The organism is Stenotrophomonas maltophilia group sp. Smal12 (assembly GCF_037079935.1).
Classification (GTDB): domain Bacteria; phylum Pseudomonadota; class Gammaproteobacteria; order Xanthomonadales; family Xanthomonadaceae; genus Stenotrophomonas; species Stenotrophomonas sepilia.
In genome coordinates this window covers 1-19,555 of sequence record NZ_JBAWUK010000029.1, presented here as the reverse complement: position 1 = coordinate 19,555, position 19,555 = coordinate 1, and the positions used below count along the sequence as shown (strand labels likewise).

Here is a 19,555-nt window from a genome sequence, read left to right as displayed (position 1 = left end):
GGAAGAAGCATGCATACCATTGAAGTCGTCCTGGCGATGCTGGTGGCCGTTGTCGCCAGCGGCTACCTGGTTCGCGTCCTCCCGTTCTCGTTGCCGCTGCCGCTGGTGCAGATCGGCCTGGGCGCGGTCATCGCCGGGGTGTTCAACCGCGGCCACGCGCTGGAGCCGGAAGTGTTCTTCCTGCTGTTCCTGCCGCCGCTGCTGTTCCTGGATGGCTGGCGCATCCCCAAGCAGGGCCTGTTCCGCGACAAGGGCGCGATCCTCGAGCTGGCGTTCGGCCTGGTGGTGTTCACCGTCATCGGTGCCGGCCTGCTGATCCACTGGATGATTCCGGTGATGCCGCTGGCGGTGTGCTTTGCGCTGGCGGCCATCGTCTCGCCGACCGATCCGGTGGCGGTCGGCGCGATCGCTTCCAAGGCACCGATTCCCAAGCGACTGATGCACATCCTGGAAGGCGAGTCGCTGCTCAACGATGCGTCCGGCCTGGTCTGCTTCCGCTTCGCGGTGGCGGCGGTGATGACCGGTTCCTTCTCGCTGGCCACGGCCTCGCTGACCTTCGTGTGGGTGGCGGTGGCCGGCCTGGCCGTGGGCGTGGCGGTTACCCTCGGCGTGTCCACGTTCCAGCGCTGGCTGTGGCGCCGCTTCGGCGAGGAACCGGGTGCGGCGATGCTGGTCAACCTGCTGATCCCGTTCGCGGCCTACCTGCTGGCCGAAGAAATCCATGCCTCGGGCATCCTCGCCGCAGTCGCCGCCGGTATCGCGATGAGCTACGTCGAGCTGACCGGCCGTGTCTCCGGCAGCATGCGCGTACAGCGCGCGGGCGTCTGGAACATGCTGCAGTTCAGCTTCAACGGCATCATGTTCGTGCTGCTGGGCGAGCAGCTGCCCGGTATTGTCGAACGTGCCACCACCACCATGAACGAGACCGGCCACCAGAGCGCGTGGTGGCTGCTGGTGTACGTAGTGGTGATCAACCTGGCACTGATCCTGTTGCGCCTGCTGTGGGTATGGCTGTCGCTGCGCTGGAACCTGCTGCGTGCACGCCGCCGAGGCCTGGAACGCGGCGAGGCACCGAACTGGCGCATCGTGGTGGCGACCTCGGTGGCCGGCGTGCGCGGTGCGATCACCCTGGCCGGCGTGCTGACCCTGCCGTTGTTCCTGCCTGATGGCAGCGCGTTCCCGGCGCGCGACCTGGTGATCTTCCTGGCCGCGGCGGTGATCCTGTTCTCGCTGGTCGGCGCCAGCGTGGCGCTGCCGCAGCTGCTGAAGGGCCTGCAGCTGCCGGCCGATTCGGGCGAGCGCAAGGAAGAGGACCTGGCACGCCGGCTGTCGTCAAAGGCCGCGCTGGCCGGGGTCGAGCGCATGCGCCAGCAGCTGGTGATGAACCAGAACACCGAGAACGTGCAGCTGTACAACGACGCTGCCTCGCGGGTGAGCCTGCTGTACCAGCGGCACCTGGAGAAGGACAACGATGGGCCCGACGTGGACCCGGAGAAGGTGCGGCGCATGGAGCTGGGGTACCGCCAGCTGCGCAGCGCCGGCCTCAATGCCGAGCGCGAGGAACTGTTCCGGTTGACCCGGCGCGGGGTGATCTCCGATGAGATCTCGCGGCGCCTGATCCGCAACCTGGACCTGCTGGAATCGCGCAAGCGCGAATGACGCCTGGGACCGGGCGTTGCAGACGCTGACGCGGATTCCGCCCTGGCATGTAGAGCCGAGCCCATGCTCGGCTGCGCTTGCTTCAGGCGTCATGAACCCGGAACGAAAAGCAGCCGAGCACAGGCTCGGCTCTACATGCCGGTGCCGGTTATTCCGGCTTCTGGTCCAGGAAATACACCTCGACCTTCCCCTTGACCTTGATCGTCATCGGGTTGCCGCGGCGGTCGCGGGCCTTGCCGGCCTGCACGCGGATCCAGCCTTCGCTGACCGAGTATTCCTCGACGTTGTCGCGCTCGACGTCGTTGAAACGCACGCCGACGCCGCGCTCCAGCGCCTGCGCATCATGGAAGGGGCTGGCCGGGTTGATCGCCAGGTGGTCGGGAGGGGTATCGCTCATCGCTTCATTCACAGTGACGGCCACCAAGGCCGGCTTCAGCGGCACAGGATAAACCGTAGAATGCCGGCCTGCCCCAGAGGACGTTCCGCCATGCCCGACAACAGCGACTATTTCGACTTCGAGGAAGACATCCACGACTTCGACGAGGATGGATTCGAGGCGCGGGTCTGGAACCTGCTGGTGCTGATCAACCCGGGCGACGAAGAGTTGGCCCTGCAGCAGTTCAACCGCTGGCGCGAGCACCTGTCCGAGGACGGGCAGCCGCTGGAAGCGGACAGCGACTGGCTGCCGGCGCTGTTCACCGCCATCGCCTGGCAGTCCGGTTTCGATGTGGAGCGCGACGACCTGGAATCGCTGCAGTCGGCGGTCAACGAGCTGTCGGCGCGCTTCAACCTGCAGCTGGACTGGGGTGGCGACCTGGACGACGAGGACTTTGCCGAAGGCCTGGACGGCGTGCAGCTGATGGCCACCGCCTTCGACCGCCTGCGCGAGCACAACTACACGCTGTGGAGCGTGGATGCCGGCAGCGACGGCTTCACCGGCGTGATGGCGCTGACCCGTGACGACGACGCGATGCTGGCGCTGTGCTCGCTGCTGAACGTGGAAATCCGGCTGGGCAGCGACCCGTTCTGAGCGGGCAGGCAGCGCTGCGCATGTAGAGCCGAGCCCACGCTCGGCTGCATTTCGCGTAGAGCAGCCGAGCATCGGCCCGGCTCTACAGGAGGTAAACGGCAGCCGAGCCTATGGCCGGTATTGCGCCCGGGCGTTGGCGATCACCGCCTTGACCAGTTCGCGCTCGGTGTGCCGGGAAATCGCTCGTGCGCCAAGCGCGATCGCCTGCGCGCGCAGCTCGACCGTGACATCGTAATGGGCACCGCTGGCCTTGTTCTGGAAGGCCCGCGGTGGGATGCCGAGCTGCGCCGCCATCGCGTGCAGCTCGGCCAGGGTGTCGGCCATCAGGTGCGCCCAGCGCTGTCCGCGCCAGGGATGCACCGCGTCATCGACGTAGACCGTCACCGCCGCGGCCGGTTCAGGCCTGCGGCTTGCTGTCGCTGTCAGCGACCGGGGTGGCCTCGGCGTCGGCAGCAGCTTCAACCACATCGCCTTCGGCGGCCTCAGCGGCTTCTTCGCCTTCTTCGGCTTCCACGGTCTCGAACTCGGACACCAGCTTGTCCAGGTACTCGTCAGCGGTCTGGCCGGATTCGGCGGCCAGGGTGTCCAGCAGCTTCTGCAGCAGTTCGGAGTACTCCAGGTTGACCTTACGGCCTTCCTTCTCCTGCACGTTGGCCAGGTGCTTGAGCATGGCCAGCATCGGCACCGGGTTCTCGGCGTTGCCCATGGTCTGGCCGCCGATGGCCAGCAGCCATTCACGGCCCTGCAGGCCGATGGCCGCCACCACCTGGCCGTCTTCGTTGGTCAGCACGGCATGGTTCTGCACCTGCTGCTGGGCATTCAGGCGCAGGAACGGGCGCTTGGCCTGCTGCTTCTTGCGCTTGTCGCGCTTGGCCTTGGAGTTCTGGGACATGGGGTGGGGTCACCTGGAAACGGAAAGACCGCCATTGTAGCGGCCGCACGCAGGTGGGGTCAGATCCCTTTCCAGGGGAAAGGGATCTGACCCCGGTTCAGTGCGCCTTACCCTGCGCGGCCTGCACGTCCGGGTCGGCGGTCGGCGCCGACAGCCCCACCTGCGGACCGGCACCGGCCAAGGCGGCCGCTTCGGCGGCCCGGGTCATCACCACGATGCTGATGCGGCGGTTGACCGGGTTCTGCGGGTCGGCCCTGTCGAACAGCACCGATGAAGACAGGCCGACCACGCGGGTGATCTTGTTGTCCTCCAGGCCGCCGTCCACCAGCGCGCGGCGGGCGGCATTGGCACGATCGGCGCTCAGTTCCCAGTTGCCGTAGCCACGTGCAGCCGAATAGGCGGTGATGTCGGTGTGGCCGGTCAGGCTGATCCGGTTCGGCACGTGGTTCAGGTAGTTGGCCAGCTCGTGCAGGATCTGCTGCGTGTACGGTTTCAGCGTGGCGCTGCCGAGGTCGAACATCGGCCGGTTCTGCTTGTCCACGATCTGGATGCGCAGGCCCTCCGGGGTCAGGTCCAGCAGCAGCTGATCCTTGAACGGCTCCAGGGCCTGGCTCCTGCTGATCGCTTCCTGCAGCTCCTTCATCAGTGCTTCCAGCTGCTGCTTGTCGCGCTGCTGCTGGTCCACCGGCTGCGGTACCGCTTCCTTCTGGTTCTGGAACGGGTCGTTGCTGTTGCCACGCGAAATGTCGGTGGCACCGCCCAGCTTGATCATCGAGGTGCTGGCGCCGCCCGGGCCGGCCATGCCGGGCGCCGGCGTGGCGCTCTGACCGCTCAACGGGCTGGGGTTGCGGAAGTACTCGGAAATGGCCGCACGGTCGTTCTTGTTGGTGGTGGCCATCAGCCACAGCACCAGGAAGAACGCCATCATCGCGGTCACGAAGTCGGCATAGGCCACCTTCCACGAACCACCATGATGGGCGGCGTGGCCGGCCTTCCTGACCCGGCGGACGATGACGGTGGGCTTGGTCTCGGCCATGGCTTACTTGACCGTCTTCAGGTGCTGCTCGAAATCGGAGAAGGCCGGGCGCACGTTCGACGGCAGCGTCTTGCGGGCGAACTCCAGCGCGATCTTCGGGTTGTAACCGCGCAGGCAGGCCAGCAGGGCGGTCTTGACCGATTCGTAGATGCGGCTGTCCTGCTCGGCGCGCGCTTCCATCGCGGCTGCCATCGGGCCGACGAAGCCGTAGCCCAGCAGGATGCCGAGGAAGGTGCCGACCAGCGCACCGGCCACGTGGCCACCGACCTCGACGATGTCGCCACCGATCGAGCCCATGGTGATGACGATGCCCAGCACCGCGGCGACGATGCCGAAACCGGGCAGCCCGTCGGCGACCTTGGTCAGCACCTGTGAGGGTGCCATGGCCTCGGCGTGGTGCTTTTCCAGCTCCAGTTCCAGCAGCGGTTCCAGCTCATGCGGCTCGATGTTGCTGCCGATCATCAGGCGCAGGCAGTCGGTGATGAAGTCGATCAGGTGGTGGTCGGCCTGCACCTTGGGGTAGTTGCCGAACAGCGCGCTTTCGGCCGGGCGCTCGACATGGTCTTCCAACGCCATGAAGCCTTCGCGGCGGGCCTTGTTGAGCAGTTCATAGAGCAGGCTGAGCACATCGATGTAGTCCTGCTGCTTGTAGCGCGGGCCCTTGAACACACCCACCATGGCCTGCAGGGTCTGCTTGACCGTCTTGGCCGGGGTACCGACCAGGAAGGCGCCGAGCGCGGCGCCGCCGATGATGACCAGCTCATAGGGCTGCCAGAGGGCACCCAGGCGGCCGTGGGCACCGAGGTAGCCCCCGATCACGCTGATGATGACGACCAGGAATCCAACGATGATGAGCATGGGGCGACGCAAGGAGAGGGGATATCTCCTTGTCGGCCCGTCGCCCGGTTTTCTGAAGAGGGAATCTGTGAAATCGGTCAGCGGGGTGTTTCAGCCCGCAACGCCGCTTTCTGCGCCGCCACGCTGCAACGGATCGGGCCAGGGCTCGCCATTGCCGGTGAAGGAAAGTGAGACGGAGTTCAGGCAGTGGCGCTCGTAGGTGGGCGGCGGGCCGTCCGGGAACACGTGGCCCAGGTGGCTGCCGCAGCGCGCGCAGGTGATCTCGGTGCGCACCATGCCGTGGCTGGTATCACGGATCTCGCGCACGTGCGCCGGGTCGAACGGCGCAAAGAAGCTGGGCCAGCCGGTGCCGGAATCGAACTTGGTGCTGGAGCGGAACAGTGGCAGCGCGCACAGCCTGCAGCAGTAGACCCCCTCGCGCTTGTTGTCGAGGAACACGCCGCAGAACGGCGCCTCGGTGCCGTGCTGCAGCAGCACGCGGCGCTCCTCGCTGCTGAGGCCAGCGATCAGCGCCTCGGTCTGGGTGGCAGTGGGGGGCGTCAGGTCGAAGGCGGTCATGGCGGCGCTCCGTGGGGTCGATGGCCTGGGGATGGCGGAAAACGTGGGGGTGAAAGCGCAACCTTGCAAGTGTGATGGCCGTTCATGGGCGGCACACAGGGGCGGGCGCAAGGTGAACGCGATCCACGCCGGAGCGTGCCATGAAACCAATCCTTCCCCTGCTGCTGGCCCTGTTGCCCATCGTCGCGCTGGCGCAGGTGCCGACCGCCGACCCGACTGCGACCCGCAGCGCGACCACCGTGGCGCCGCAGCCCGTGGCACCACCGCCACAGGCCGCTCGCCCGCAACCGCAGGTGCTGCCGTCGCCGCAGCCGGTGCAGCCGATCAAGTCCACCGGTCCGGCCCGGGTCGCGCCGGCACCGGTACCGAAGCCGGCCGACAAGGTCTATGACCGCAATGGCCGCATTGTTCCCGGCGTGCGCCCGGCCGGCCCGAACCGCGTGTTCGATTCGCGCACCGGCCGCTACTACGACAGCGTGCCGGCCGGCGACGGGCAGCAGATCAAGCGCTGAGCCCTGGTGCCACCAGGGTTTGCTGCTGGCTGACGCTGAGCGGGCTGAACGCACGAAAACAGCATCCAGCCGATCACTGCTTTTTCGCCTGCGATTAACCGTTGCGGGACCACCGTGGCCCTGCGCCGGCATTCCGCCGCCGCATGTCCTTCGTCCACTGGATCGCGACCATGAAAAACCAGCAGAACCGTCATCCCGGCAAGGAACCGCAGGGCCGTAACCCGCAGCAGCAACAGCAACAACAGCAGATGGAGCCGCAGCCGCCGCACAAGGGCGGCAAGCAGCAGGAACAGCGCTCGCAGAAGCATCCGCAGCAGCGCTGACTGTCGCCATGACCGGGCTCTGACCCCAACCGGTTCCCAGCTTCAATCCGGAATCGGCAGGCTCAGCGTCTCCTTCACCTCTTCCATCACGATGTAGCTCTTCGACTCACGTACATGCGGCAGTGTCAGCAACGTGCTGCCGAGCAGCTTTCGGTAGGAGGCCATTTCACTGATCCGTGCTTTCAGCAGGTAATCGAAGTCGCCCGAAACCAGGTGGCATTCCAGCACGTTGGGCAGCTTCAGCGCGGCGCGGCGGAATTCCTCGAAGATGTCGCCGGACTTGTAGGCCAGGCTGATCTCCACGAACACCAGCAGGCTGGCCTTCACCGCGGCCGGGTCGAGGTGGGCGTGATAGCCGGTGATTACCCCTTCGCGTTCCAGGCGGCGTACCCGCTCGGTGCACGGGGTGGTCGACAGGCCGACCCGCTCGCCCAGCTCGGTGAAGGAGATGCGGCCTTCGGCCTGCAGGATGCGCAGGATCTTGCGGTCGATCTTGTCCAGTTCGCGGGTACGGGTGGCCATGGCCGTCAACCTTGGGGAATGAATTGCAGGAGAACATCCTGCCGGTTGATTTCAATTCAGGCAAATCAACTGGTATTGGCTGTCTATACTTCCCCAATTATGGCCCCGGCACGCTCCAGTGCAGGGAATGATCGGGTTGGAGAAGTCCCATGCGAGTCCTAGTTCTCGGCAGCGGCGTGATCGGCACTACCAGTGCTTGGTACCTGCGACAGGCCGGGTTTGAAGTCACGGTCATCGACCGCCAGCCCGGCCCAGCGCTGGAGACCAGCTTCGCCAATGCCGGCCAGCTGTCGTTCGGCTACACCTCGCCGTGGGCGGCGCCGGGCGTGCCGAAGAAGGCGATCGGCTGGCTGTTCGAGAAACACGCGCCGCTGGCGATCAAGCCGGGCATGGACCTGGCCCAGTACCGCTGGCTGTGGCAGATGCTGCGCAACTGTACCCACGAGCGTTATGCGATCAACAAGGCGCGCATGGTGCGCATGTCCGAGTACAGCCGCGACTGCCTGAACGAGCTGCGCGCGCAGATCGGCATCGAATTCGAAGGCCGCGACCTGGGCACCACCCAGTTGTTCCGCACCCAGCAGCAGCTGGATGCCTCGGCGCAGGACATCGAGATCCTGGCCCAGTACGGCGTGCCGTACGAGGTGTTGGACCGCGCCGGCATCATCCAGGCCGAACCGGCCCTGGCCCACGTCGATGGCCTGGTCGGCGCGCTGCGCCTGCCGCGTGACCAGACCGGCGACTGCCAGCTGTTCACCCGCCGCCTGGCGCAGATGTGCGTGGATGCCGGCGTCGAATTCCGCTTCGACCAGGACATCACCGGCCTGGAATTCGATGGCGACCGCATCACCGGCGTGCGCATCGACGCCAAGCTGGAAACCGCCGACCGCTTCGTGGTTGCGCTTGGCAGCTACTCGCCAGCGCTGGTTGCACCGCTGGGCATGCGCCTGCCGGTGTACCCGCTGAAGGGCTATTCGCTGACCCTGCCGATCACCGACCCGGCAATGGCGCCGACCTCGACCATCCTCGATGAGAGCTACAAGGTGGCGGTGACCCGCTTCGACGACCGCATCCGTGTCGGCGGCATGGCCGAAGTGGCCGGCTTCGACCTGTCGCTGTCGCAGCGCCGCCGCGAGACCCTGGAACTGGTGGTCAGGGATCTCTATCCGAAGGGCGGCGACCTGTCGCGCGCGCAGTTCTGGACCGGCCTGCGCCCGGCTACGCCGGACGGTACGCCGGTGATCGGCGCCACGCCGTTCCGCAACCTGTACCTCAATACCGGACACGGCACGCTGGGCTGGACCATGGCCTGCGGCTCAGGCCGCTACCTTGCCGACCTGATGAGCGCGCGACAGCCGCAGATCAGCACCGAAGGCCTGGATATTTTCCGCTACGGCCAGTACGGTCACGCGCCGCAACTCGAGAACCGCACATGCGTCCTGCCCGCGCGCTGATCGATCTGGGCGCCCTGCGCAGCAACTACCGGCTCGCCCGTGAACTGGGCGGTGGCAAGGCCCTGGCGATCATCAAGGCCGATGCCTATGGGCATGGCGCGGTGCGCTGTGCGCAGGCGCTGGAGGGCGAGGCCGATGGATTCGGCGTGGCCACCATCGAAGAGGCACTGGAGCTGCGCCAGGCCGGCATCCGTGCGCCGATCCTGCTGCTGGAAGGCATCTTCGAGCCCAGCGACATGGCGCTGGTGGCTGAGCATGACTTCTGGTTCGCCGTCGGTTCGCCGTGGCAAGTGGAGGCACTGGCGGCGTTCGACAGCCCGCGCCCGTTGACGGTGTGGCTGAAGCTGGACAGCGGCATGCACCGCCTCGGCCTGGACGTGGACAGCTTCCGCGCGGCGCATGCACGCCTGTCGGCGCTGCCGCAGGTCGAGCGCATCGTGCTGATGACCCATCTGGCACGTGCCGACGAACTGGACAGCGAGCGCACCCGCGAGCAGGCCGCAACCTTCGCGCGCGCCATTGATGGATTGGAGGGCGAGACCAGCGTGTGCAACTCGCCGGCGCTGCTGGGCTGGCCGGAGGTGCGCAGCGATTGGGTGCGCCCGGGCCTGATGCTGTACGGCGCCAACCCGCTGCCGGATGACACCGCGTTGACCGCGCGACTGCGCCCGGTGATGACGATGCAGTCCAAGGTGATCGCCGATCGCTGGATTGAAGCCGGTGAACCGGTGGGATATGGCGCGCGCTTCGTGGCCAAGGCGCGCACCCGCGTGGGCGTGGTCGCGCTTGGCTATGCCGACGGTTACCCGCAGTTCGCCCCGAATGGCACCCCGGTGCTGATCGACGGCCAGCCCGGCGGGCTGATCGGGCGCGTGTCGATGGACATGTTGACGGTGGACCTGACCGCGCATCCGCAGGCCGGCATCGGCAGCGTGGTGGAGCTGTGGGGCTCCGCGCCGACGCTGTCGGAGCTGGCGCCGCGCTGTGGCGTCAGTGCCTACCAGCTGCCGTGCGCGGTCAAGCGCGTGGCGAAGGTGTACGTGTAGAGCCGAGCGCAGGCTCGGCTTCCGTAGCGGCCGACCCTGGTCGGCGCTGTGAATGCGTGTCGGCCAAGGTCGACACCTGCCGATGGGCCTACGGCCTACCGTGCTGCGGTGGCCTGCGCTGTCAGCTGCCGCTTCACCCAGTCGTCGATCAGGCGCTTTTCGTAGCGCAGTGGATCGCTGTCGCTCTTCAGGCCGATGTTGTGCAGGTAGCCGGTATCGCTCAGGCGCGCGTCGCCCTCGCTGATGATGCGGCCGCTGGCGTCCTTCAGCGTGTACTGCAGGCTGATCCGCGGTGGGTAGATGTCGCGCATGATCCGGATGTCGCGGCCGCGCGGGCCGTGCCACGGCTCGTAGTCACCGGCGCGCTTGATGTCGACCAGGGTCACATCAAGCGTCTGTCCCGGTTGCAGCGGTTTGGCGGCAGCGGTCTGCAGGTAGCGTGCCAGCTGCTGCACCCAGTCGCCACGCTCGGCTTCGAAGCGGTTGGTACTCTGGCGGATTTCGGTGAACTTGGCCGGATCGTCCCACTTCACGCTGACCGGGCCATCGGCCTGCAATGCGCGGGGAGCTTCCGGGTCGGTCACGGTGCGCGGGGCCGCGCTGGCGCCGCCCGCCGCCAGGGCGCCTGCCAACAGGGCAATCGCGAGTGAGCGTTTCATCACGGTCTCCTGCGTCCCCTCGATGGGGGCGATGTTGATCACAGATCGAGTGTGATCCTGCTTCCCGGTGTCGGCAATGGCCGCATGCGTCGTCTGCAAGAGCGGTTGCCGCCAATTCATCGACGTCAACCATGACTGACGGCGCTTGACGCTGTGAATACGCCCTTTGGAAGATGCTGTGCCTCCAACCTGGCCTGCACAGACACCCTTGTCCACACTGCCGCCCCTTGTGGAGCGCCCACCGATGACGGTGCCGGCGCCCGAACCCGACCTGCATCATGGCGTGCTTGAGCGCATCAACGCCGGTTTCTGCGTGATCCAGGTGCTGTTCGAGGGTGATCGTGCGGTCGACTACCGCTTCATCGAGGTCAACGATGCCTTCGAGCGCCACACCGGGCTGAAGGATGCGCGTGGAAAGCGCATGACGGCGCTGGAGCCCGGCCATGAGCAGGACTGGTTCCGCATCTATGGCGAGGTCGCACGCAGCGGCCGCCCGGCCCAGTTCGAGATGGAAGCGCGTGCGCTGGGCCGCTCGTTCGCGGTGGATGCGGTGCGCGTGGGCCGGCCGGGCGAGGACAAGGTCGGCATCCTGTTCTTCGACATCACCGCACGCAAGCAGATGGAAGTGGAGCTGGGCGAAAGCGAAGCCCGCTTCAGTGCGCTGGCCGACGGCCTGCCGATGCCGGTGTGGGTCTTGGACGAGCGCGGCCATGCCCGTTTCGTCAACAGTGCCTTCAGCGAGTTCTTCGGCGGTGACGAGACGCGCGTGCCGGAGGACGTCTGGCGCGGCCTGGTGCATCCGGACGACGCATCGGTCTTCGAGTACGAACTGCAGGAAGCATTGAAGGCGCAGCGCTCGATGCATGCGCTGGTGCGCGCACGCCGTGCCGATGGCCAGTGGCGCTGGCTGGAGATGAACGCCCGCCCGCGCTTCTCGCGCATGGGCCGCTTCATCGGCCTGGCCGGCAGCAGCCCGGACGTGACCGAACGCCGCGAGATCGAGCTGGCCCGCGAGGAACTGCTGCAGTCCGAGCGTGCCGCGCGCAGTGCTGCGGAAAACATGGCGCGGCTGAAGGATGAATTCCTGGCCACGCTGTCGCATGAGCTGCGTACGCCGTTGACCACCATCCTCGGCTGGAGCGAATTGCTTCTGCAGCGAGTGGACAACACCAGTCCGCTGTACAAGGGCCTGAACGTGATCGCCAACAGCGCCGGTGCGCAGAAGCGGCTGATCTCGGACATGCTCGACCTCAGCAGCATGCTGCTGGGCAAGGTGCAGCTGGAGGTGGAAGTGCTGGACCTGTGCGCGGTGCTGGGTGAGGCGATCGGCGCGCAGGAACTGGTGGCCGAAGGCAAGGCGCTGGACGTGCACCTGCAGCTGCCCACGCAACCCAGCCTGGTGCTGGGCGACGCCACGCGCCTGCAGCAGGTGTTCTGGAACCTGCTCTCGAACGCGATCAAGTTCACCCCGGCTGAAGGCCGCATCGACCTGCAGCTGCGGGCCGACGGCAACTACTGGGAGATCACCGTGCGTGACAGCGGTGATGGCATCGCACCCGAATTCCTCAATCATCTGTTCAGCCGCTTCCGCCAGGCTGACGGCACCACCACCCGCCGCCATGGCGGCCTGGGCCTGGGCCTTGCGATCGTGCAGCAGCTGGTCGAACTGCATGGTGGCACGGTCACTGCGGCCAGCGAGGGTCACGGCCACGGCGCGACCTTCACCGTGCGCCTGCCCCAGCATGTTCCCGATGCCGAACGGCGGCCGCTGCGCGAAGTGATCAGCGGGCCGATCCTGGAGCCGGTGATCGTCGAGCCGTATCCGCTGCGCGGCATGCATGTGCTGGCGGTGGAAGACCAGCCGGAAGTGCTGGAGTACTTGCGGCGCATGCTGGAAGAGCAGGGCGCCAGCGTGTCTGCGGCCAGTTCGGCCGGCGAAGCGCTGGCACTGCTGGCCGACACCGGCCACCTGCAATACCACGTGCTGCTGACCGACATCGGCATGCCGGGCATGGATGGCTATGGGCTGGTGCGCACCTTGCGCGAGGACATGGGCGTGGATGCGGCGACCTTGCCTGCGGTGGCGGTGACTGCACTGGCGCGTGCCGACGACCGTCGCCGCGCGCTGGCCTCGGGCTTCCAGGAGCATGTGGCCAAGCCGTACTCGGTAGCGCAGCTGGTGGCTGCCGTGCGCAAGGTGCAGGTGCCGCGCGCGGACAGCGCGCTGCACTGAACATTCACGGCCGATAGGCGACCCTCCAGTCAGGAGGTCGCCGATGTCCCGTATAGCTCCACGTATCCACACCGATCCGGCGCAGATCGCGCGCCTGGAAGCCCTGCTGCCGCAGCTGGATGGCGAAACGCAGGTGGAACTGATTCTGCACGATGGCCGCCGCCTGCTCGGCACGGTGGCGGTGAGGCCAACTGTGCAGCAATACCGCAACGCCACTGGTGATGAAGGCAGCAACGGCCAGTTGCGCCTGGATGACTACGACACGCCGGTGCAGCAGCACCATGTGTGGCTGGATGAAATCGCCAGTATCAACCGCCTGCCACCCAAGGCGCCTTGATCCGGTGTAGAGCCGAGCCCACGCTCGGCTCTGCCGCCGCCCGAGCGTGGGCTCGGGCGCTACGGATGTGTCAGTGCTCGAACAACGTCGGCGTCGCCTCGAATCGGCGTGCGTACGCACGCTCCTCTGCAACCCTCGCCACCTCGTCATCGGCCAGGTCCGGTGCCCCATAGACGGCGTAGGCAACGCTGCCGTCGGCACCATGACCGATCTGATGCAGCCGGTAGCGCGAGTGGCCGCCGCCGGTGTCCTCGGGGTAGTGCACGGGCGGATGGCTGCCTTCCAGGTCCATTTCACTGTTGTCGACCACGCCACCGACGAACAAGGCTCGCATGCAGGTTCTCCTGGGTTTCCGGGGGGAGCCTCTACCCTGAACGTTTCAATGTTTCTGGCGGATCAAGGCCCCGTTCGGGTTTCGCAAAGCGGGCCGCCGGGGCCGGCCCGGCCAAGCCGGTACAATGGACGGCCCTCACGCTTGAAGTACCCGCGCCGATGGCCTCCAGCGACGACGCCCCCCTGCAGACCCTGCTCCTGCCGTTCTCCCAAGGCGCCCTGCGCTGGCCGGAGGGCCCGGTGGCCTTCCTGCGTGCCCGCGATGGCTGGCCATTGCGCGAAGTGGCCGGCAACCGCGAGGTGCACTGCGAACAGAGCTTCGCCCCGTTCGCGCAACCGCTGCAGCAGGCTGCCGGCTGGACCGTCAGCGGCCAGCTGGATGACGCGGCCGGCAAGGGCCGCTACCCGTTGGTGCTGGTGCTGCCGCCGCGCCAGCGCGAAGAAGCCCGTGCGCTGTTCGCCCGTGCGCTGGCGCTGGTCGCCGATGGCGGCCGCATCGTTGCCTGCCAGTCCAACAACGAAGGTGCGCGTTCGGGCGAGGGCGACCTCAAGCAGTTGGCCGGCCTCGGTGGCTGCCTGACCAAGAGCCACTGCCGCGTGTACTGGACCGCCCCGCTGCAGGGCCGGCACGACGTTGACCTGGCCAAGCGCTGGTCGGCGCTGGATGCGGTGCGCCCGATCGTGGGCGGTCGCTTCCTCAGCCGCCCGGGCGTGTTCGCCTGGGATCGCATCGATCCGGCGTCGGCGCTGCTGGCCGAGCACCTGCCGGCCGACCTGGCCGGACGCGCCGCCGACCTCGGCGCGGGCTACGGCTATCTGTCGCGCGAACTTCTGGAACGCTGCCCGAAGATCACCGCGCTGGACCTGTACGAGGCCGAGCAGCGCGCGCTGGCACTGGCCGAGCTCAATCTGGCGCCGCCGCCGCGACCGCTGCCGCTGCGTTTCCTGTGGCAGGACGTCACCGCCGGCATCGAGCCGGGCTACGACGTCATCATCAGCAACCCGCCGTTCCACACGCCTTCGCGCGCTGACCGCCCGGACATCGGCCAGCGCTTCATCGCCGTGGCTGCGCAGGCGTTGCGCCCGGGCGGGCGCCTGTACGTGGTGGCCAACCGCCACCTGCCTTACGAGCACACCCTCAACGACAGCTTCGGCGCGGTGCGCGTGGTCGCCGAGCGCGACGGTTTCAAGCTGGTGGAAGCCGTGAAGGGGAAGGGCAAGTGAAGCTGGTCAAGCACATCGCCAACCTGGGCTATGGCAGCCGCAAGCAGGTGCAATGGATGTTCCGCGAAGGCCGCGTCACCGACGCCGATGGCGAGGTGCTGTATGCCGACGACCAGGTGCCGCATGACGCCATCCGGGTCGATGGCGAGCCGCTGGACCCACCGCCGGGGCTGTCGATCCTGCTGCACAAGCCGGCTGGCTACACCTGTTCGACCAAGGACACCGGGCGCCTTATCTACGACCTGTTGCCGCCGCGCTTCCGCGACCGCGATCCGGTGCTGTCCACGGTCGGCCGCCTCGACCGCGAGACCAGTGGCCTGCTGTTGCTGACCGACGATGGTGGCCTGCTGCACCGGATCATCTCGCCGAAGTCGAAGCTGCCGAAAGTCTATGAGGTCGAGTTGAGCGAGGACCTGCGCGGCGACGAGGTGGCGCTGTTCGCCAGCGGCACGCTGATGCTGGAATCGGAGAAGACGCCCCTGCTGCCGGCTGAACTGGAAGTGCTGGATGCGCGCCGTGCGCGGCTGGTGCTGCACGAAGGCCGCTACCATCAGGTACGCCGCATGTTCGCCGCCACCGGCAACCACGTGCAGGCCCTGCACCGCAGCCGCGTCGGCGAGCTGGACCTGCAGGGGCTGGACGAAGGGCAATGGCGGCAGCTCACCCCTACCGACCTGGATACGCTGTTCGCTCCATGACCCCCATCGCTGCGCTGCCGTTTCTTCCCGACGCCGTCATCTTTGACATGGACGGCCTGATGATCGACAGCGAGCGTGTCTCGCTGGCCTGCTGGGGCCAGGCCGCCGATGAATTCGGGCTGGGCCTGGACGAGGCGGTGTTCCTGCGCATGGTCGGCCTCGGCGACCGCGATTCGCACGCGCTGCTGCGCGCGCAGGGCATCGAGGACAGCGTGATCGATGCGGTGGCCGCACGTTGCCACGACCTGTATGAGGCACGTACGCAGACCGGGTTGCCGTTGCGTCCAGGCATCCTGGAACTGCTGGAGCTGCTGAAAGTGCACGCGGTACCGCGGGCGGTGGCCACCACCACGCGGCAGCCGCGGGCCAACCGCAAGCTGGCCGCTGCTGGCCTGCTGCCGTATTTCGATGCGGTGATCACCAGTGGCGACGTGGCGCGGCCGAAGCCGGCGCCGGATATCTACCTGCTGGCCGCGCAGCGATTGGGGCAGGTGCCCGGGCGTTGCCTGGCGCTGGAGGATTCACCGGCCGGTACGCGCGCGGCGCTGGCGGCTGGCATGACCGTGATCCAGGTGCCGGACCTGGTGCATCCGGATGAAGAGCTGCGTGCCCTGGGCCACCGCATCGTTGGATCCCTGGTGGACGCGCACGCGCTGCTGCTGCCGTTGCTGCCGAAGTAAGGTGGGTGCCGACCGTTGGTCGGCCCAGTGCCCCGGTAGGTGCCAACCTTGGTTGGCACAGAGCCGAGCATGGCTCGGCTCTACATCCTTGGGTGGGTGCCGACCGTTGGTCGGCACGCCCGTCCCCATCACACCCGCCCGAACACCAGCGCGGCGTTGGTGCCACCGAAGCCGAAGCTGTTGGACATCACCGTATCCAGTTTCTGCTCGCGGCTCTCGCGCAGGATCGGGAAGCTCTCCACCTTCGGGTCCAGCTCGCCGATGTTGGCCGAACCGGCAACGAAGCCATCGCGCATCATCAGCAGGCAGTAGATCGCCTCGTGCACGCTGGCTGCACCGAGCGAGTGCCCGGACAACGCCTTGGTCGAAGACAGCGGCGGCACCGCATCGCCGAACACTTCGCGGATCGCGTTGAGCTCGGTGACATCGCCAAGCGGGGTCGAGGTGCCGTGGGTGTTCAGGTAGTCCAGCGGGCGATCGACACCCTGCAGCGCCATCTTCATGCAGCGCACCGCACCTTCACCGGAGGGCGCCACCATGTCGGCACCGTCGGAGGTGACGCCATAGCCGATCAGCTCGGCATGGATGTGGGCACCGCGTGCGACGGCGTGGTCGTAATCCTCCAGCACCAGCATGCCGCCACCACCGGCAATGACGAAGCCGTCGCGGTCCTTGTCGTACGGGCGCGAGGCACTGGCCGGGGTTTCGTTGAAGCTGGTCGACAGGGCACCCATCGCGTCGAACATCACGCTCATCGACCAGTGCAGGTCTTCGCCACCGCCGGCGAACATGATGTCCTGCGCACCGTGCCGGATCATGTCCGCAGCGGCGCCGATGCAATGCGCCGAGGTCGCGCAGGCAGCCGACAGCGAGTAGCTGACGCCCTTGATCTGGTAGGCCGTGGCCAGGCAGGCCGAGACCGTCGAGCACATCGTGCGCGGCACCATGTATGGGCCGACCTTGCGCACGCCACGTTCGCGCAGCAGGTCGACGGCACCGATCTGCCATTCGCTGGAGCCGCCACCGGAACCGGCGATCAGGCCGGTGCGCAGGCTGCTGACCTGCTCGGGGCTGAGCCCGGCATCGGCGATGGCATCGCGCATGGCCAGGTAGGCGAAGGCCGCCGCGTCGCTCATGAAGCGCTTCTGCTTGCGGTCGATCAAGGCGTCCAGGTCGAGGTCGACGCGGCCACCGACCTGGCTGCGCAGGCCTGCTTCGGCGTGGTCGGCCAAGGCGGTGATGCCCGAGCGTCCCTCACGCAGCGCGGCCGAAACGGTATCCAGATCATTGCCGAGGCAGGACGTGATGCCCATGCCGGTGATGACGACGCGACGCATCAGAAGCTCCCGGTTTCGGTGAACAGGCCGACGCGCAGGTCGCGCGCGCTGTAGATTTCGCGGTCGTCCACGTACATGCGGGCGTCCGACTGGGCCATCACCAGCTTGCGGTTGATGACCCGGCTGATGTCGATCTCGTAGCGTACGAGCTTGGCGTCCGGCAATACCTGGCCGGTGAACTTCACCTCGCCACAGCCCAGCGCGCGGCCCTTGCCGGGTGCACCCAGCCAGGTCAGGAAGAAGCCGGTCAGCTGCCACATGGCATCCAGGCCCAGGCAGCCTGGCATCACCGGGTCGCCGATGAAGTGGCAGCCGAAGAACCACAGGTCCGGGCGGATATCCAGTTCGGCGCGTACCATGCCCTTGCCATGCGGTCCGCCGTCCTCTCGGATGTCGGTGATGCGGTCGAACATCAGCATCGGGTCGTTGGGCAAACGGCCGGCGGCGGTGCCGAACAGTTCACCGCGTGCGCTGGCCAGCAGCTGTTCGCGGTTGAACGCGTGGAGACGGGTCATGAAGCACAATCCTGGAAGCGGAGAACAGGGAAACAAGCGCCCGAGAATGCCCGTGGAAACTGCGCCGATCAAACATTTCAACCGTACGCAACCGTAGTGTTTTCAAGGGAATACGCGCATCCTGTTGATGTGCAACGACCATACTTCGGCGTGTGGCCCACCCGGCCCGGCCCCGACTTTTCCACCTGACATGACCCGACTGCGCAAGATCATCCACGTTGACATGGACGCGTTCTACGCGTCGGTGGAGCAGCGCGACGATCCGTCACTGCGCGGCAAGCCGGTGGTTGTGGCATGGCGCGGCGCACGCTCGGTGGTGTGCGCGGCATCGTACGAGGCACGCGTGTTCGGCGTGCGTTCGGCCATGCCGGCAGTGCGGGCCGAACGCCTGTGCCCGGATGCGATCTTCGTGCCGCCCGACTTCGCACGTTACAAGGCGGTGTCACGCCAGGTGCGCGAGATCTTCCTGCGCCACACCGACCTGGTTGAGCCGTTGTCGCTGGACGAAGCCTACCTGGACGTGACCGAGCCGAAGAGCGGCATCGAACTGGCGACCGATATCGCCCGTACCATCCGCATGCAGATCCGTGAGGAGACCAACCTGACTGCTTCAGCCGGGATCGCGCCGAACAAGTTCCTGGCCAAGATCGCCTCGGACTGGCGCAAGCCCGATGGCCAGTTCGTGATTCCGCCGCAGCGGGTGGACGCCTTCCTGCTGCCGTTGCCGGTGAGCCGGGTGCCTGGCGTCGGCAAGGTGATGGAAGGCAAGCTGGCCGCGCGCGGCATCGCCACCTGCGGCGACCTGCGGCAGTGGGCACTGATCGATCTGGAAGAAGCGTTCGGCAGTTTCGGCCGCAGCCTGTACAACCGCGCACGCGGCATCGACGAGCGGCCGGTGGAACCGGACCAGCAGGTGCAGTCGATTTCCTCGGAGGACACGTTCGCCGAAGACCTGCTGCTGGAAGACCTGACCGAGGCCATCGTGCAGCTGGCAGAGAAGACCTGGAAGGCGACCCGCAAGACCGAGCGTGTCGGCCATACCGTGGTGCTGAAGTTGAAAACCGCGCAGTTCCGCATTCTCACCCGCAGCTTCACCCCGGAACGTCCGCCGGAGTCGATGGAAGAACTGCGCGACATCGCACTGGCCCTGCGCGCCCGCGTCGACCTGCCAGCGGAGACGCGCTATCGGCTGGTGGGTGTCGGGCTGGGCGGCTTCCGCGAAAAGGAACCGGTGGTGCAGGGGGAATTGTTCGAGCACGACATGAACAATCCCACAGATACCTAATCATCAAATAGTGGGGTCAGAGCCCGTTGCGCAGCAACGGGCTCTGACCCCGTGCCGACCAACGGTCGGCACCCACCATCAGCAGCAGGTTCCGACAGATAGCGGGAAACTGTCGAAGGCGGGGTGGGGGGGGGGGGGGGGGGGGGGGGGGGGGGGGGGGGGGGGGCCCGGCCGGCTGGGGCGGGGTGGGTTCGCCCCCCCCCCCCCCCCCCCCCCCCCCGCCCCCCCCCCCCAATCTGTATTAAAAATAAACGATCCCCATACAACCACATAAAGCTGTTGTGGGGCTGTGGTGTTTTTATTTTTGTGGGGGGGGGGGGGGGGGGGGGGGGGGGGGGGGGGGGGGGGGGGGGGGGGGGGGGGG

General features: G+C 67.1%; 23 protein-coding genes. 12 read left to right on the top strand and 11 right to left on the bottom strand.

Annotated features, from left to right (window positions below; all coding sequences use genetic code 11):
- The first annotated feature begins 9 nt into the window (after positions 1 to 9).
- Positions 10 to 1,659, top strand: coding sequence for a Na+/H+ antiporter (locus tag WDC87_RS13500; protein WP_088496430.1), 1,650 nt, complete (start codon positions 10 to 12; stop codon positions 1,657 to 1,659).
- Between the two features lie 148 nt (positions 1,660 to 1,807).
- Here the strand turns inward: WDC87_RS13500 and WDC87_RS13495 are convergent, their stop codons facing one another.
- Positions 1,808 to 2,056: a DUF3297 family protein gene (locus WDC87_RS13495; RefSeq protein WP_005415112.1), complete on the bottom strand. Its 249-nt coding sequence runs from the start codon at positions 2,054 to 2,056 to the stop codon at positions 1,808 to 1,810.
- Positions 2,057 to 2,146: 90 nt separating this feature from the next.
- On the opposite strand from WDC87_RS13495, the gene WDC87_RS13490 reads away from it, so the two are divergent.
- The gene (locus tag WDC87_RS13490) at positions 2,147 to 2,689 is read left to right on the top strand and encodes a hypothetical protein (protein WP_061478630.1); all 543 of its coding nucleotides are present in this window, start codon (positions 2,147 to 2,149) and stop codon (positions 2,687 to 2,689) included.
- Positions 2,690 to 2,797: 108 nt separating this feature from the next.
- Here the strand turns inward: WDC87_RS13490 and WDC87_RS13485 are convergent, their stop codons facing one another.
- The 5 genes from WDC87_RS13485 to msrB form a co-directional block, all read right to left on the bottom strand.
- A complete protein-coding gene (locus WDC87_RS13485; RefSeq protein ID WP_061478631.1) occupies positions 2,798 to 3,073 on the bottom strand; it encodes a DUF4031 domain-containing protein in 276 nt (91 codons plus the stop codon).
- Positions 3,074 to 3,086: 13 nt separating this feature from the next.
- A complete protein-coding gene (locus WDC87_RS13480; protein ID WP_088496431.1) occupies positions 3,087 to 3,581 on the bottom strand; it encodes a hypothetical protein in 495 nt (164 codons plus the stop codon).
- Between the two features lie 97 nt (positions 3,582 to 3,678).
- Positions 3,679 to 4,617: a flagellar motor protein MotB gene (gene motB, locus WDC87_RS13475; protein ID WP_088496432.1), complete on the bottom strand. Its 939-nt coding sequence runs from the start codon at positions 4,615 to 4,617 to the stop codon at positions 3,679 to 3,681.
- Between the two features lie 3 nt (positions 4,618 to 4,620).
- Positions 4,621 to 5,475 carry a flagellar motor stator protein MotA gene (motA, locus tag WDC87_RS13470; RefSeq protein ID WP_005407915.1) on the bottom strand — a complete coding sequence of 285 codons (855 nt, stop codon included), beginning with the start codon at positions 5,473 to 5,475 and terminating at the stop codon, positions 4,621 to 4,623.
- 90 nt (positions 5,476 to 5,565) lie between these two features.
- On the bottom strand, positions 5,566 to 6,033 hold the full coding sequence (gene msrB / locus WDC87_RS13465) for a peptide-methionine (R)-S-oxide reductase MsrB (RefSeq protein ID WP_005415117.1): 468 nt from the start codon (positions 6,031 to 6,033) through the stop codon (positions 5,566 to 5,568).
- Positions 6,034 to 6,173: 140 nt separating this feature from the next.
- On the opposite strand from msrB, the gene WDC87_RS13460 reads away from it, so the two are divergent.
- Together WDC87_RS13460 and WDC87_RS13455 are read left to right on the top strand one after the other, a co-directional pair.
- Positions 6,174 to 6,545 (top strand): classical arabinogalactan protein 4, encoded by a 372-nt coding sequence (locus WDC87_RS13460; protein ID WP_111201836.1) that lies wholly within the window; start codon positions 6,174 to 6,176, stop codon positions 6,543 to 6,545.
- 143 nt (positions 6,546 to 6,688) lie between these two features.
- On the top strand, positions 6,689 to 6,868 hold the full coding sequence (locus WDC87_RS13455; RefSeq protein WP_072167733.1) for a lana protein: 180 nt from the start codon (positions 6,689 to 6,691) through the stop codon (positions 6,866 to 6,868).
- A gap of 42 nt (positions 6,869 to 6,910) precedes the next feature.
- Here the strand turns inward: WDC87_RS13455 and WDC87_RS13450 are convergent, their stop codons facing one another.
- Positions 6,911 to 7,390 (bottom strand): winged helix-turn-helix transcriptional regulator, encoded by a 480-nt coding sequence (locus WDC87_RS13450; RefSeq protein WP_005407919.1) that lies wholly within the window; start codon positions 7,388 to 7,390, stop codon positions 6,911 to 6,913.
- 149 nt (positions 7,391 to 7,539) lie between these two features.
- Here WDC87_RS13450 and WDC87_RS13445 point away from each other — a divergent pair, with 149 nt between their 5' ends.
- Together WDC87_RS13445 and alr are read left to right on the top strand one after the other, a co-directional pair.
- Positions 7,540 to 8,844: a D-amino acid dehydrogenase gene (locus WDC87_RS13445; RefSeq protein WP_088496434.1), complete on the top strand. Its 1,305-nt coding sequence runs from the start codon at positions 7,540 to 7,542 to the stop codon at positions 8,842 to 8,844.
- The gene (gene alr / locus WDC87_RS13440; RefSeq protein WP_088496435.1) at positions 8,823 to 9,890 is read left to right on the top strand and encodes an alanine racemase; all 1,068 of its coding nucleotides are present in this window, start codon (positions 8,823 to 8,825) and stop codon (positions 9,888 to 9,890) included. The genes WDC87_RS13445 and alr overlap by 22 nt, the downstream gene beginning before the upstream one ends.
- 95 nt (positions 9,891 to 9,985) lie before the next feature.
- On the opposite strand, the gene WDC87_RS13435 is transcribed toward alr, so the two are convergent.
- Entirely contained in the window at positions 9,986 to 10,549 is a 564-nt protein-coding gene (locus tag WDC87_RS13435; RefSeq protein WP_032953886.1) for a DUF3016 domain-containing protein, read from the bottom strand.
- A gap of 244 nt (positions 10,550 to 10,793) precedes the next feature.
- Between WDC87_RS13435 and WDC87_RS13430 the strand changes: the two genes are divergently transcribed.
- Entirely contained in the window at positions 10,794 to 12,782 is a 1,989-nt protein-coding gene (locus tag WDC87_RS13430) for an ATP-binding protein (protein WP_005415123.1), read from the top strand.
- Between the two features lie 43 nt (positions 12,783 to 12,825).
- The gene (locus tag WDC87_RS13425; protein WP_252745126.1) at positions 12,826 to 13,119 is read left to right on the top strand and encodes a DUF3247 family protein; all 294 of its coding nucleotides are present in this window, start codon (positions 12,826 to 12,828) and stop codon (positions 13,117 to 13,119) included.
- A 70-nt stretch (positions 13,120 to 13,189) separates the two neighbouring features.
- Here the strand turns inward: WDC87_RS13425 and WDC87_RS13420 are convergent, their stop codons facing one another.
- Positions 13,190 to 13,453 carry a hypothetical protein gene (locus WDC87_RS13420; RefSeq protein WP_005415125.1) on the bottom strand — a complete coding sequence of 88 codons (264 nt, stop codon included), beginning with the start codon at positions 13,451 to 13,453 and terminating at the stop codon, positions 13,190 to 13,192.
- A 158-nt stretch (positions 13,454 to 13,611) separates the two neighbouring features.
- Here WDC87_RS13420 and WDC87_RS13415 point away from each other — a divergent pair, with 158 nt between their 5' ends.
- The 3 genes from WDC87_RS13415 to WDC87_RS13405 are packed head-to-tail and all read left to right on the top strand — an operon-like array spanning position 13,612 to position 16,054.
- Positions 13,612 to 14,676 carry a class I SAM-dependent methyltransferase gene (locus WDC87_RS13415; protein ID WP_252745125.1) on the top strand — a complete coding sequence of 355 codons (1,065 nt, stop codon included), beginning with the start codon at positions 13,612 to 13,614 and terminating at the stop codon, positions 14,674 to 14,676.
- Entirely contained in the window at positions 14,673 to 15,374 is a 702-nt protein-coding gene (locus WDC87_RS13410; protein WP_252745124.1) for a pseudouridine synthase, read from the top strand. The genes WDC87_RS13415 and WDC87_RS13410 overlap by 4 nt, the downstream gene beginning before the upstream one ends.
- Positions 15,371 to 16,054, top strand: a complete 684-nt coding sequence (locus WDC87_RS13405; RefSeq protein ID WP_072167739.1) for an HAD family phosphatase — start codon at positions 15,371 to 15,373, stop codon at positions 16,052 to 16,054. Before WDC87_RS13410 ends, WDC87_RS13405 begins: the two co-directional genes overlap by 4 nt.
- 128 nt (positions 16,055 to 16,182) lie before the next feature.
- Here the strand turns inward: WDC87_RS13405 and fabB are convergent, their stop codons facing one another.
- A complete protein-coding gene (fabB, locus tag WDC87_RS13400) occupies positions 16,183 to 17,391 on the bottom strand; it encodes a beta-ketoacyl-ACP synthase I (protein WP_005415129.1) in 1,209 nt (402 codons plus the stop codon).
- Positions 17,391 to 17,906 (bottom strand): 3-hydroxyacyl-[acyl-carrier-protein] dehydratase FabA, encoded by a 516-nt coding sequence (gene fabA / locus WDC87_RS13395; RefSeq protein ID WP_005415130.1) that lies wholly within the window; start codon positions 17,904 to 17,906, stop codon positions 17,391 to 17,393. Before fabA ends, fabB begins: the two co-directional genes overlap by 1 nt.
- Before the next feature lie 190 nt (positions 17,907 to 18,096).
- Between fabA and dinB the strand changes: the two genes are divergently transcribed.
- Entirely contained in the window at positions 18,097 to 19,191 is a 1,095-nt protein-coding gene (dinB, locus tag WDC87_RS13390; RefSeq protein ID WP_088496438.1) for a DNA polymerase IV, read from the top strand.
- Positions 19,192 to 19,555: the final 364 nt, after the last annotated feature.

Coding starts and splice junctions, on each gene's coding strand:
- WDC87_RS13495 (WP_005415112.1), bottom strand. CDS start 2,056: ATGAGCGATACCCCTCCCGACCACCTGGCGATCAACCCGGCCAGCCCC.
- WDC87_RS13460 (WP_111201836.1), top strand. CDS start 6,174: ATGAAACCAATCCTTCCCCTGCTGCTGGCCCTGTTGCCCATCGTCGCG.
- fabB (WP_005415129.1), bottom strand. CDS start 17,391: ATGCGTCGCGTCGTCATCACCGGCATGGGCATCACGTCCTGCCTCGGC.
- WDC87_RS13490 (WP_061478630.1), top strand. CDS start 2,147: ATGCCCGACAACAGCGACTATTTCGACTTCGAGGAAGACATCCACGAC.
- WDC87_RS13445 (WP_088496434.1), top strand. CDS start 7,540: ATGCGAGTCCTAGTTCTCGGCAGCGGCGTGATCGGCACTACCAGTGCT.
- WDC87_RS13480 (WP_088496431.1), bottom strand. CDS start 3,581: ATGTCCCAGAACTCCAAGGCCAAGCGCGACAAGCGCAAGAAGCAGCAG.
- WDC87_RS13425 (WP_252745126.1), top strand. CDS start 12,826: ATGTCCCGTATAGCTCCACGTATCCACACCGATCCGGCGCAGATCGCG.
- WDC87_RS13415 (WP_252745125.1), top strand. CDS start 13,612: ATGGCCTCCAGCGACGACGCCCCCCTGCAGACCCTGCTCCTGCCGTTC.
- WDC87_RS13455 (WP_072167733.1), top strand. CDS start 6,689: ATGTCCTTCGTCCACTGGATCGCGACCATGAAAAACCAGCAGAACCGT.
- msrB (WP_005415117.1), bottom strand. CDS start 6,033: ATGACCGCCTTCGACCTGACGCCCCCCACTGCCACCCAGACCGAGGCG.
- dinB (WP_088496438.1), top strand. CDS start 18,097: ATGACCCGACTGCGCAAGATCATCCACGTTGACATGGACGCGTTCTAC.
- alr (WP_088496435.1), top strand. CDS start 8,823: ATGCGTCCTGCCCGCGCGCTGATCGATCTGGGCGCCCTGCGCAGCAAC.
- WDC87_RS13430 (WP_005415123.1), top strand. CDS start 10,794: ATGACGGTGCCGGCGCCCGAACCCGACCTGCATCATGGCGTGCTTGAG.
- WDC87_RS13420 (WP_005415125.1), bottom strand. CDS start 13,453: ATGCGAGCCTTGTTCGTCGGTGGCGTGGTCGACAACAGTGAAATGGAC.
- WDC87_RS13450 (WP_005407919.1), bottom strand. CDS start 7,390: ATGGCCACCCGTACCCGCGAACTGGACAAGATCGACCGCAAGATCCTG.
- WDC87_RS13405 (WP_072167739.1), top strand. CDS start 15,371: ATGACCCCCATCGCTGCGCTGCCGTTTCTTCCCGACGCCGTCATCTTT.
- WDC87_RS13435 (WP_032953886.1), bottom strand. CDS start 10,549: ATGAAACGCTCACTCGCGATTGCCCTGTTGGCAGGCGCCCTGGCGGCG.
- fabA (WP_005415130.1), bottom strand. CDS start 17,906: ATGACCCGTCTCCACGCGTTCAACCGCGAACAGCTGCTGGCCAGCGCA.
- motA (WP_005407915.1), bottom strand. CDS start 5,475: ATGCTCATCATCGTTGGATTCCTGGTCGTCATCATCAGCGTGATCGGG.
- WDC87_RS13500 (WP_088496430.1), top strand. CDS start 10: ATGCATACCATTGAAGTCGTCCTGGCGATGCTGGTGGCCGTTGTCGCC.
- motB (WP_088496432.1), bottom strand. CDS start 4,617: ATGGCCGAGACCAAGCCCACCGTCATCGTCCGCCGGGTCAGGAAGGCC.